Here is a 12,050-nt window from a genome sequence, read left to right on the forward strand (position 1 = left end):
GGCTTAGTTTAAGTAACGTTCTAAAACGCCTCTGGCTAACGTCAGAGGCGTTTTTATAAGGATTAAATATGGAACAGAATACGTGTGCATGGGCGATGAACCATCCACTTGAACGCGAATATCACGATGCTGAATGGGGTGTGCCTGTACACGACGATACGGTATTGTTTGAATTCATCACGTTAGAAGGTGCTCAAGCCGGCTTAAGTTGGATTACGATTTTGAAAAAGCGCGAAGGTTATCGAGAGGCGTTTGAAAACTATGACTTAGATAAGCTCATTCAACGTGACGAAGTGCGTACGGAGTTCATCGTTGAAAACTTCGACGTGGTTAAGCACCGTGGCAAAATCAATTCGGTATTTACTAACGCCAAAGCGGCAAAGCAATTAATCGAAGAATACGGGAGCCTATCTAATGCTCTATGGCAGTTTGTTGATGGCAAACCTATTGTGAATCATTGGACAGACATGAGCCAAGTGCCAGCCTCTACAGAGCAGTCCAAAGCGATGAGCAAATTCCTCAAAAAGAAAGGCTTTAAGTTTGTGGGCGAGACGATCTGCTACGCCTTTATGCAAGCAGTCGGCATGGTCGATGACCACATTGTTGGTTGTCCTAAAAAGCAGATAAGTAGCAAAACGCCCTAAAATTAGGGCGTTTATATCTAATCTGAAGGAACTTAGTAAGACGCTTCTCTTTCTAGTACGAGAGCGTTGTATCGCTCGAAGCCAGCTTCAAGATCGGCAATGAGATCTTCAACATCTTCAAGACCGATGTGCAGACGGACAAGTGTGCCTTCGAAGTTTGGATTCGCCACTGTGCGCAAGCTGTTAAAGCTCTTTGGCTCGTTGGCTAAAATCAAACTCTCAAAACCACCCCATGAATAACCCATGCTGAAGTGTTTCATGCCATCCAACAGCGCAGTGGTTGCTTTCGGGTACGAGCTTTTCAATACGAATGAGAACAGGCCGTTACCACCGGAAAAGTCGCGTTTAAAGAATTCATGACCTGGGCAGCTTTCTAGGGCAGGATGACGAACGTGATCGACTTCAGGGCGGCTTGCCAACCATTGTGCAACTTTCAGGCTGTTTTCTGCATGCTGGCGCAAACGGACATCTAAAGTTCGAATACCACGCAGACCAAGGTATGCATCATCAGGAGAAACGCATTGACCCATCAAGTAGCTTTGCTCACGCAATTGGTCCCAGTATTTCTCAGAAGCAACCGCTGTTCCCAACATCACATCAGAGTGACCAACAATGTACTTGGTCGCGGCCTGAATAGAGATATCGACGCCGTGTTCAAATGGGGAAAAGTTCACGCCCGCGCCCCAAGTATTATCCAGCATCACGATGATTTCTTGCTCATGGGCAATGCGTGCCATCGTTGGAACGTCCATCACTTCCATCGTGATTGAGCCAGGAGACTCAAGGAAAAGGATTTTGGTATTCGGTTGAATAAGCTCATGAATACCTTCACCAATCATAGGATCAAAGTAAGTCGTCTCGACGCCCATCTTCTTCATGATGGTGTCACAGAAGTCGCGGGTTGGTTCATAACAGGTATCAACCATTAAAATGTGGTCGCCCGTTTCGACAAAAGACAGGATGGCATTAGAAATCGCTGCTGTACCGCATGGGTAAAGAGCACAACCTGCGCCGCCTTCCACTTCCACCATGGCATCTTGAAAGGCAAAGTGCGTGTTTGTGCCGCGGCGTCCATAGAACAGGGTTTTGTTGGCACGATTGATCATCGCTTGGTTTTTTTCTGCAACGGTATCAAATACGATGGTAGAAGCACGCTGTACAGGTGGGTTTACCACTCCGTTGGTCCACTTCTTGTTACGACCGGCGGTGACGAGTTTGGTCTTTTTGCCTTCTGACATAAATATTCCCTGTCTAAATTATGATTTTCAATATTTAAAACATGGACCAAGGGTGGTTTGCAAGGGAAAAATAGAAATGAAATGACTTGTCCGATCATCACTTGAAAAACAGCTGGGCAGGGTACATAAAAGAAAACCGACAGCTAGAAACTGTCGGTTTTGTAGATATTTAGCTTATTTATTAAAGTAGCGGGTTAAATAGATAGAAAACACGCTCCAAGAAACGAGAAAAGATGCTGCGCTTTTTCCATTCGTCTTTGCAGACAGTGTGTGACTGTTTGATGTAAGTATCTTGCAGCCATGACATCTGTTTTGTGAACTCTTCATCGTCTACCGCAAGCGTAACTTCGAAGTTCAGCCATAAGCTGCGCATATCCATATTTACTGTGCCGACCAAACAGAACTGGTCGTCAATCACTACCGATTTGGTGTGCAGCAGGCCGCCATAGAATTCGTAAATCTTTACTCCAGCCGCCATCAATTCACTGTAGAAAGCTCTTGATGCCCATTGAACCATCATGGAATCATTTTTATGTGGAATGATGAGTTCGACAGTGACGCCACGTTGCGCGGTCATTTTTAGTGTTTCAAGCAAATCCGCACTTGGTACAAAATAAGGAGTCGTGATTCGTACAGAATGATTTGCTTGGTTAATTGCAAGGGTTAATACCTGATAGATCAAGTATTCCGGCATCCCTGGTCCGGATGGAACCACTTGAATCGGGTGTTGGAATTCATCGCTATTGTCTATACGACATTCAGGATGCTTAGGTAGCTGACGCTCACCTGTTTCCACTTCCCAATCCCAACAATGAATAGCACTTAACACGTTAACAGTAGGGCCGGTAATACGTACCATGATATCGATCCACTGACCAACGCCGCTACTTTGCTTAAAGAAAGCAGGGTCTACCAGGTTCATAGAACCGGTGTAGGCGATCTCATCATCAATCACGATGATCTTACGATGCTGACGTAAATCCAAACGACGTAAGAAAATACGCCACATTTTTACTTCTAATGCTTGCACCACATCAATGCCCGCATCTTTCATCATCTTGTACCAATGACTCCGAAAAAAGCGCGGGCTACCGGCAGAGTCGAGCAACAGCTTTACGTCTACGCCACGTTTTGCGGCCTGGATTAGGGCTGAAGCTACCGAGTCGGCCAATCCGCCAGGGTGCCAAATGTAGAAAACCATTCGAATGCTATGCTGTGCGTTTTCAATATCTTCGATGATGGAGTGAAGAATCTCATCTGGCGACTGTTGAAGTGAGAGAGTGTTGCCACTCAGTGCAGGAAGGCCTAAACGGTTGTTACACAGTTCGTCAATGCGGTAGATATGACGCCCCATTGCTTCAGGAACATGTGCGTTACAATCATTTAACTGAGTAAACCATTGTTGGAACGGTGTGAACATCACTTTGGCACGTTCAGCACGTTTTCGACCAAGGTTGAGTTCACCGAATAGGAAATAACAGGCAACGCCAAGCACAGGCAGGATGTAGATAACCATCAGCCATGCGAGAGAAACACTAACAGCGCGACGCTTTAATACGACGCGGATAGTAACAGCAGCGACTAGGAACCAATAAAGCCCGATGCTGGCAAGGGTGAGAAAATGATAGAACTTGTCCATAAATGCCAAAAGTAATAAGCCCAATATGGATACTAAGCGCAAAAGCACATTCGGGGAACTATTTTTGACTCGGAAAGCGCACAGGATTTTGTATCAAGGAGTGAAATTTATAACAGGGCTATCTGTTATTTTTGTGTAAAAGATAAGGCTTTTTCTTAACTTTTGACTAAAAAAGCAGCATTTAACGTGCGTAAAGTTACAATTGTTCGATAAATGTAACTTTTGGGGTTCCAATTCTAATTTGAAACTGCTTTACTTGCCATACATAGAGCGTCACACAAACATCTTATAAAGTGTATACTTTTTTTTACACAACATTTTCGACGCCTATCTCTATGCATACACAACATAACTATTTTGGAGAAGAAGCGTGGCTACAACTAATACAGCAGCACCACGTGATACGTGGGGGTCTAAACTAGGCTTCGTAATGGCAGCAGCGGGTTCCGCTGTCGGTTTAGGCAATATATGGAAATTCCCTTACACAGCAGGTGAGAGTGGCGGCGGTGCGTTCGTTGCAATCTACCTTCTATTTGTTATTTTTATCGGCTTTAGCGTAATGCTTACTGAGTTCGCTATTGGTCGTAAGACAGGTCTTTCAGCAGTAGGTGCTTTCAAATCTACTGACCGTCGTTGGACATTTACTGGTGTTATCGGCGTACTAAGTGGTCTACTGATCATGGGTTTCTACCCTGTAGTAGGTGGCTGGGCGTTAGCGTACATCTTTAAAGTAGGTGGTGGTCTACTAAGCACTCCTGAAGCAATTGGTGATAGCTTCGGCGGTTTTATTTCTGATCCAGTTCAACCGCTAATGTGGATGGGTATTTACCTATTCCTTAACATTGCTATCGTAATGAAAGGTATTTCTGGCGGTATTGAAAAAGCAGGCAAAATTCTAATGCCTCTTCTATTCCTTATCCTGATCGTTGTATCAGTGAAAGGTTTGATGCTACCAGGTGCTATGGCAGGTCTTGAGTTCCTGTTCATGCCAGACTTCTCTAAAGTAGACAGCAATGTGGTTCTAGCGGCGCTAGGTCAGGCATTCTTCTCACTATCTCTCGGTATGGGGTGTATGATGACGTACGGTTCTTACCTGAAGAAGAAAGAGAACCTAGTTCAAACTACCGGTATGGTTACGGCAATGGACACAGGTGTGGCAATCCTTGCGGGTGTTGCAATGTTCCCAGCAATGTTCGCATTTGGTATGGAGCCAGCAGCAGGTCCGGGTCTTGTATTCGTTGTTGTACCTCAGCTGTTTGCTGAAATGGGCGGCGTAATCGGTCTTCTATTCGCTCTGATGTTCTTCATCGGTCTAACAGTTGCAGCACTGACGTCTTCAGTATCTCTACTAGAGGTTGTGGTTTCTTACCTAATCGATGAGAAAGGCCTGAAGCGTTCAACAGCAGTACTTTCAGCAAGTGTAGTAATGGCGTCACTATGCGTGTTTGCATCACTATCACTTGGCGGTGTTGGTCCTACACTATTTGGCACTGGCGCATTCGACATTTTTGACCTGCTAACGGATAAGATCTTCCTAGCGGTGGGCGGTATGTTGGTATGTATCTTTGCTGGCTGGCGCCTGAACCGTGCTGAGCTTGAGAAAGAAATCACGAACGACGGTCAAGTATCTTTCCCACTATTTGGTCTATGGTACAACCTAGTTAAATACGTAATCCCAGTAGCTATCGCTATCGTAGCATTCATGGGTATCAAGTCTGGTTTCGACAGCGGTAAAGGTGAAATCATGCTACTAGGTATCGGTATTATTGCACTAGCGGGTATCTTCTCTAAGAAGTTATAACTTACCCAGATCTTTTAAAACTAACAGCGGAAGTCCCTTAGGGGCTTCCGCTTTTTTATTTTCGAAATTTATATATTTGATGTTTTTAATACTAAATTCATAGCTTTATTGTGAATCTGATCGCATAGTGATTTGAATCACAAAAAATGCGATTAAAGTTCTCGAGTTGCATTCCGATAAGCCTTACAGAATTTGCGTGATTTATTATGTTTATTGAATAAGCGTAAGAATGTTTATAGGAAAGTAATTAGATGAAAATGTCTGTTCGTAAAAAGCTGTATGCGAGTTTTGGTTCTATATTAGCCATTATGCTGGTGATGATTGGAATTATCACATTAGAAGTATTGAGCTCGCACGAAGTGGCTGACGAGGTGAGGACGGACGATGTTCCTGAAACTGTTCAGTACTTAATTTTAATTGATGAAGCTGGAGATGTGTATCGAGATGCATTAGGCGCAATTGTTGACGTGCCGGGTGCCAAAGCGGATTACCAACAAAACAAAGGAGAATTCGCCGCAGCCATTGCAGACGTTAAGCTTTTAGAAACCGTCGGCGGAGAGGACTACCGCAATGTTGAAAAGGCTGAGCGGTATATGAAAACCTTCACACAAGATTTTGAAACTCAGATTCTCACTAATTTGGGCCTTGAAAATGTTGAGCAAAATGTCGCGAAACTCCGTTCACTCTATGATGCAAACTTAGCACCGATTGAGGCAATCTTGGATGCGGCATCAATGGATGGGAGAGAAAGTACCAGTGAAGCGTTGTTAAATCTTTCTGATTCGTTTACCAGTATTGAAAACACAATCTATGTTCTAGGTTCTATCGCGTTAGTTGCCACTGCGGTAATCGCTTACTTGTTGTCGAATTCAATTACCAACCGTCTGAGCAAACTCGATGAGTTGGCGCAGCGTGTTTCAGAAGGTGATCTAACGGTAGAACCGATAGAAGATAAGTCGGGCGATGAACTAGCTAACCTAGCGACGTCACTAAATAAGATGCAAGCGTCTTTGACCAGTCTTATTGGTTCGATTTCGCTCGTGTCAGAAGAAGTGAAATCTGTTACCGGTGAACTGTCAATTGTGAGCCAAGATATTGTGTCTGGTGCGAGTAGCCAATCTGACAAAGCAAACTTGATTGCGACTGCGGCAGAAGAGTTGAGCTTGACCATTTCTCAAGTTGCTGAGCAGGGTGCAGCAACGTTTGAAGAAGCACGTAAGTCGGAATCAACCGCAGAGCAAGGCCGCACCGTGATCGTGGATATGGTTGAAAGCATTCAGCAAGTATCACAGCAAATGTCTGATATGTCGGTACAGATGAACAGCCTTGGCTCTCACGGTGAGAAGATCGGTGCGGTTATCAAAGTAATTGAAGATATCGCAGAGCAGACGAACCTGCTGGCATTGAACGCAGCAATTGAAGCGGCACGTGCAGGTGAGTTTGGTCGTGGCTTTGCTGTGGTTGCAGATGAAGTTCGTGCTCTGGCTGAACGTACAACAAAGGCAACACAAGAAGTTGGTGAGATCATTCAAGCGATTCAAGTTGGCACTCAAGAGGCAGTGACTTACACCGAAGATGGCTGTCGTTTGGTTGAAATTGGCGTGAGTCAAAGCTCGGGTGCAGTGAACTCGCTGGAAGAAATCGTTTCTGGTGCTGCACACGTTCAAAGCATGGTGAATTCAATCGCGACGGCGGCGGAAGAGCAAACCGCAGTGACGAAAGAAATTGCTGCCGATATTACCTCGATCAGCGATATCTCGAATCGCTCATTACAATTGGCGAATGACAGCTCGCAAAGCGTAGAAGGTCTGAACCGTAAAGTTCAAGAATTGGAAGCGCTGGTGGGTAAGTTTAAGCTCGCCTAATTGCTTAGAATCGGTATACTTCTGGCTCCAAACGTGGAGCCAGTTTTTTATGTTCGACATTCTACATACCCATCCAGATTTTCTGATCATCAATAAACATCCCAACGTCTCAGTACACAAAGACGATGGTGATACCATGTTGCTGCAAGAAGTAGCAAAACAAAGTGGTGATGAGCATTTGTACCTTATCCACCGCCTCGACAAAATGACGTCTGGAATTTTGCTTTTGGGTCGCAACGCAAAAGCAGCAAGTGTGTTGTCGCAAGCATTTGCAGATCGTGAAGTCGAGAAGTTCTATCTTGCGATTGGTTCGAAAAAGCCTAAGAAGAAGCAAGGGCTGGTAGTGGGTGACATGGAACGCTCTCGTCGTTCTTCATGGAAACTGGTTAACAGCAAAACGAATCCAGCGATTACCCAATTCTTCTCACTAGCGGCAGAGCCAGGAGAACGTCTGTTTTTATGTAAGCCACACACTGGCAAAACACACCAAATTCGCGTGGCATTAAAATCAGTTGGCTCGGGTATTGTTGGCGATCCTATTTATAATGCAGGCAATGAAGCCGACCGTGGCTACTTGCATGCATTTTCGCTGTGTTTCCCATATCAAGATGAAACACATTGCTTTGTTTGCGATCCGCGTGAACACAAAGCACTTGGCAGTAAATGGCACAATGAAACGGTATCCCAAGGTATCGACACTTGGCTCTCTCCGTGGGAACTAAACTGGCCTACGATCAAATAACCATCACAAAGAAAACGAATAAGAGAATTCGATGCAAGCATCACAACTTCCGCTGTTTTTTCAGCATTTAGAAGCGGAGCTAACACAAGCTCCCAATGAAATTCGTCGGCTGTTTCACGGTCGTGGCCGCCGCTTCGAAGGTTTAGAGCAAATTACGTGTGATTGGTTACAAGGTCAGTTGATCGTCAATCTATTTAAACAAGTGGATGAGGCGTTTCTGAGCGAATTAAAAGCAGGACTGAACACGCTTTCTGATTCTGCACTGTGGGCAGAGAAACAAGGTCGCACTATCGTGATTCAGCACCGTTACGCTGACGGTGCACCTTCTGAAATCCTATTGGGTGAGCTAGATGCTCGACCTGTGGTTGAAGAAAGTGGATTGAAGTACCAGCTAGACATCGGTCGTAACCAGAACTTCGGTCTGTTCCTTGATATGCGCTACGGTCGTGATTGGGTTCGTGAAAATGCCAAGCACAAAAACGTACTTAACTTGTTTGCTTATACTTGTGGCTTCTCTGTGGCGGCTATTGCTGGTGGCGCAGATAAAGTGGTTAACGTGGATATGGCGAAAGCGTCGCTGTCTAAAGGTCGTGAGAACCATAAGCTGAATGGTCATAACATCAACCAAGTGAGCTTTATGGGTCACGATATCTTTAAGTCGTGGGGGAAGATCAAGAAGTCAGGTCAGTACGATATGATCATCATTGATCCGCCGTCATTCCAGAAAGGCAGCTTTGCACTAACCAAAGACTACAAAAAGATTCTACGCCGTTTGCCAGATTTATTGGCAGAAGGTGGTCAGGTGTTAGCGTGTGTTAACTCGCCATCGGTGACCAGCGATTTCTTGATTGAAAGCATGAAGGAAGAAGCGCCAGAGCTGACATTCCGCGAGCGTTTGGATAACCCGCCAGAGTTTATGGATGTAGATAGCGAAGCTGCACTGAAAGTTCTGTTGTTTAGTTGAGTTTAGGCAAAGAAACTTCCTAGTTTGATAACACTTTTCCATAAACAAAAAGCGCCGAGTACGGCGCTTTTTTTATGTTCGTTTCAACGGCTTTAACCAATTTGAACCTCGAGGTCTGATTCAATCGTCGAAGAACAGGCAAGTACATAGCCTTGCTCAATTTCTTCCGGTGTTAGTGTTTCAAGGCTGGTTGAAGATACGCTGCCTTTGCGGACCTTACACTTACAAGAACCACAAATGCCGCTTCGACAAGCCACGATTAGCGGTAATCCTACGCTTTCTAAAGCATCAGCAAGGACTTGGCCTTTTTGTGCGTCAATCGTTTGAGCAAAGTCAGGTACTGACACACTTGCCGTTTCATCCGACATTTCAGCTTCTTCACTTGCTGCTGGTGTAAAGCTTTCTTGGTAAAAGTTTGCCATATCAAAGCCAAGCTCACTCAAGTAACTTTGGACATCAAGCATAAACTGGTTTGGTCCGCATAGGTAAACTGTTCGCTGCTTAAAGTCTGGCACCAGTTCTTTTAACCACTCGGCATTCAAGCGACCTTCTGGGTGCTGCGTCTCACCACGATTTTTCAGTAACAGCTTCAAGTGAAAGTCTGGATAAACTGAGTGGTAAGTTTCTAGCAAATCAAAGTAAATTGTTTCAGGTTGAGAGCGAGCGATATGCAGAAACTCGATATCTACTTCTTGATCATTGCTCAGCCACTGTTTTGCCATCGCGAATACAGGAGTGATGCCACACCCAGCACTGATCAGCAGAGCTTTCTTTTTACCATCGAGTGCGATTGGCGGATGGTCAACACAGTTGAAATCACCCGTTGGAGGAAGGGCTTGAACCGTATCGCCAATCAAAAGTTTATCGATGATGTAGTTTGATACTTTACCACCATCGACGCGTTTGATGGTCAGTTGCAAGCAATCGTCACCGGAAAGGGAACTGAGTGAGTAGGCGCGGAACTCCATCTTGCCATCGATTTCAACGCCAAGGTTGATGAACTGACCCGCTTTAAATTCAAACAAAAGCGACTCTGATAGGTCTGCCAGCTTGAGGCTCACTGCATCGGCAGTCTCGTGGTATTTATCTACGCAGCGCAGCGTGACAGGTTGACTGCCTTGCCATTCAAAAAACATATCAATCTCTTTGGTTGTCGAATACTCAATAGATAAAAGCGCCCCCAATTAAGGAGGCGCGTGATAAGCGAGGCGATTACGCTGCTAGGATAGTTTTAAGATCATCCTGAACGTTGCCAATGCTACGCATGTCGAATTTGTCTTGGATAATCTCAATCAAGTTTGGCGTTAGGAATGCAGGCGCAGTTGGACCTGTGTAGATGCCTTTCACACCAAGAGCGAATAGCGTAAGCAGAATTACAATTGCTTTTTGCTCGAACCAAGACAGAACAAGCGTTAGAGGAAGCTCGTTGATGTCGCAGTCGAACTCTTTCGCAAGGGCAAGTGCAAGCTGGATCGCTGAGTACGCATCGTTACATTGACCCACATCCAATAGGCGAGGGATACCGTTGATATCACCAAACGTGTTCTTGTTAAAGCGGTATTTACCACAAGCCAGCGTTAGGATTAGTGTGTCTTCTGGTGCTTCTGCAGTAAAGTCGGTGTAGTAGCTACGCTCTGCTTTGTCGCCGTCACAACCACCTACAAGGAAGAAGTGTTTGATGTTGCCTTGCTTCACTTGGTCAATAACCGCAGGTGCTGCGTTCATTAGTGCGTTGCGACCGAAGCCAACCGTGATGTTGTGTTCGATTTCGTCATGTTGGAAGCCTTCGTGCGCTAATGCACATTCAACGACTTGGCTAAAATCGTCACCTTCAAGGTGAGCCACACCTGGCCAACCTACAATGCTGCGTGTGAATAAACGGTCTGCGTATTGGCCAACGTCCGGGTTCAATAGACAGTTTGATGTCATCACAATCGCGCCAGGGAAGTTAGCGAACTCTTTCTGTTGGTTCTGCCACGCACTGCCGTAGTTACCCACTAGATGAGGGTATTTTTTCAGCTCTGGGTAGCCGTGTGCAGGCAGCATTTCACCATTGGTGTAAACGTTGATGCCTTTGCCTTCGGTCTGTTGCAGGATTTTCTCTAGGTCGTGAAGGTCATGACCAGAAACAAGAATACATTTGCCTTTTACAGGTTTAACGTTAACAGTGGTTGGCTCTGGGTGACCGAACGTAGCTGTTTCACCGTGATCCAGCATTTCCATCACTTTGTAGTTCATAAGACCGATACGCATAGAGCAATCTAGTAGCTCGCCTAGGTCTTCAGGGTCAGTACCCAACCAAGCCATGATTTCGTGGTATTCTGCGAAGATGTCATTGTTGGTTTGTTCTAGTACTCGCGCGTGCTCCATGTATGCAGCGGCACCTTTTAGGCCATATAGACAAAGCAGGCGAAGGCCGATAACGTCTTCGTGTACTTGGTCTTTACCGCGGTTTACCGCAACTTGAGGAGCAAACGCTAGGATTTCCTCTGCGCTGTTTGGCAGTTCAAAGTCCGCGACATTAGGAATGTTCTCTACCACTTTGTCTGCCAGTGTAGCTGCAGACATCACTTGGTCTTTTAGCAGTGCTTTGTAAGTAGCTGCTTGAGAGGTTAGCTCAAGGATACGTTCTGGATCGAAGTTTACGTTAGTCAACGTAGAGAAGAATGCTCTTGGAGCCCATTGGTTGATTTCATCATTAATGATGTTGAATTCAAGCGCGCGTGCTGCCCAAAAAGAAACCCCTTGCAAAGTGTAAACCAACACGTCTTGTAGATCGGATACCTCTGAAGTTTTGCCACACATACCTTGTGCGAAAGAACAGCCTTTTACAGCTGGGGTTTGGATTGTCTGTTCACATTGAATACAGAACATATTGGGTTCTCCAGTGATTGTAGTAATAGTCGTTTTGTTTTTCCTTAGAGCAGAATGTGTGCCAATATTTATATTATTGATTTTAATGGACTTTGTTGGCTTTTGGATGAGCTGGGGTTGTAATTATGACAACGCGTTTGATGTTAAAATAACAACGTAATTTTAGATGTGGTGAGAAAAGCAGCGCACAGATAAGTGTTTGAAGTCGATATTAATGGAAGTGCTTGTTAAACAGGAGAAAAGTTAATGCGGTTTTGTGGGGGTAAGAGATTCCCGATTGCGC

General features: G+C 45.1%; 9 protein-coding genes. 5 read left to right on the forward strand and 4 right to left on the reverse strand.

The features are described 5' to 3' along the window. Positions 1–68 precede the first annotated feature (68 nt). Positions 69–644 (forward strand): DNA-3-methyladenine glycosylase I, encoded by a 576-nt coding sequence (locus ACTS60_RS22200; RefSeq protein WP_440890010.1) that lies wholly within the window; start codon positions 69–71, stop codon positions 642–644. Between the two features lie 32 nt (positions 645–676). On the opposite strand, the gene ACTS60_RS22205 is transcribed toward ACTS60_RS22200, so the two are convergent. Then, entirely contained in the window at positions 677–1,882 is a 1,206-nt protein-coding gene (locus ACTS60_RS22205) for a cystathionine beta-lyase (RefSeq protein WP_440890011.1), read from the reverse strand. A gap of 181 nt (positions 1,883–2,063) precedes the next feature. After that, positions 2,064–3,521 carry a cardiolipin synthase gene (gene cls, locus ACTS60_RS22210; RefSeq protein ID WP_440890156.1) on the reverse strand — a complete coding sequence of 486 codons (1,458 nt, stop codon included), beginning with the start codon at positions 3,519–3,521 and terminating at the stop codon, positions 2,064–2,066. 430 nt (positions 3,522–3,951) lie between these two features. Here cls and ACTS60_RS22215 point away from each other — a divergent pair, with 430 nt between their 5' ends. The 4 genes from ACTS60_RS22215 to ACTS60_RS22230 all read left to right on the forward strand — a co-directional run bounded on the left by ACTS60_RS22215 (position 3,952) and on the right by ACTS60_RS22230 (position 8,893). Continuing rightward, complete coding sequence (locus ACTS60_RS22215; protein WP_045388513.1) at positions 3,952–5,322, forward strand: sodium-dependent transporter; 1,371 nt, start codon at positions 3,952–3,954, stop codon at positions 5,320–5,322. 251 nt (positions 5,323–5,573) lie between these two features. Then, positions 5,574–7,187, forward strand: coding sequence for a methyl-accepting chemotaxis protein (locus ACTS60_RS22220; protein WP_440890012.1), 1,614 nt, complete (start codon positions 5,574–5,576; stop codon positions 7,185–7,187). A gap of 49 nt (positions 7,188–7,236) precedes the next feature. Continuing rightward, positions 7,237–7,929: a TIGR01621 family pseudouridine synthase gene (locus ACTS60_RS22225; RefSeq protein WP_440890013.1), complete on the forward strand. Its 693-nt coding sequence runs from the start codon at positions 7,237–7,239 to the stop codon at positions 7,927–7,929. Positions 7,930–7,960: 31 nt separating this feature from the next. After that, on the forward strand, positions 7,961–8,893 hold the full coding sequence (locus ACTS60_RS22230) for a class I SAM-dependent methyltransferase (protein ID WP_440890014.1): 933 nt from the start codon (positions 7,961–7,963) through the stop codon (positions 8,891–8,893). A 92-nt stretch (positions 8,894–8,985) separates the two neighbouring features. Here ACTS60_RS22230 and ACTS60_RS22235 read toward each other — a convergent pair whose 3' ends face one another. Both ACTS60_RS22235 and hcp read right to left on the reverse strand, forming a co-directional pair. After that, positions 8,986–10,029: a 2Fe-2S iron-sulfur cluster-binding protein gene (locus tag ACTS60_RS22235; RefSeq protein WP_440890015.1), complete on the reverse strand. Its 1,044-nt coding sequence runs from the start codon at positions 10,027–10,029 to the stop codon at positions 8,986–8,988. A gap of 76 nt (positions 10,030–10,105) precedes the next feature. Further along, positions 10,106–11,767: a hydroxylamine reductase gene (gene hcp / locus ACTS60_RS22240; RefSeq protein WP_409385428.1), complete on the reverse strand. Its 1,662-nt coding sequence runs from the start codon at positions 11,765–11,767 to the stop codon at positions 10,106–10,108. Positions 11,768–12,050: the final 283 nt, after the last annotated feature.

It is taken from the genome of Vibrio sp. WZ-1 (assembly GCF_052037695.1).
Taxonomy (GTDB): domain Bacteria; phylum Pseudomonadota; class Gammaproteobacteria; order Enterobacterales; family Vibrionaceae; genus Vibrio.

Coding starts and splice junctions, on each gene's coding strand:
- ACTS60_RS22225 (WP_440890013.1), top strand. CDS start 7,237: ATGTTCGACATTCTACATACCCATCCAGATTTTCTGATCATCAATAAA.
- ACTS60_RS22215 (WP_045388513.1), top strand. CDS start 3,952: ATGGCAGCAGCGGGTTCCGCTGTCGGTTTAGGCAATATATGGAAATTC.
- ACTS60_RS22200 (WP_440890010.1), top strand. CDS start 69: ATGGAACAGAATACGTGTGCATGGGCGATGAACCATCCACTTGAACGC.
- ACTS60_RS22235 (WP_440890015.1), bottom strand. CDS start 10,029: ATGTTTTTTGAATGGCAAGGCAGTCAACCTGTCACGCTGCGCTGCGTA.
- ACTS60_RS22205 (WP_440890011.1), bottom strand. CDS start 1,882: ATGTCAGAAGGCAAAAAGACCAAACTCGTCACCGCCGGTCGTAACAAG.
- hcp (WP_409385428.1), bottom strand. CDS start 11,767: ATGTTCTGTATTCAATGTGAACAGACAATCCAAACCCCAGCTGTAAAA.
- cls (WP_440890156.1), bottom strand. CDS start 3,521: ATGGACAAGTTCTATCATTTTCTCACCCTTGCCAGCATCGGGCTTTAT.
- ACTS60_RS22230 (WP_440890014.1), top strand. CDS start 7,961: ATGCAAGCATCACAACTTCCGCTGTTTTTTCAGCATTTAGAAGCGGAG.
- ACTS60_RS22220 (WP_440890012.1), top strand. CDS start 5,574: ATGAAAATGTCTGTTCGTAAAAAGCTGTATGCGAGTTTTGGTTCTATA.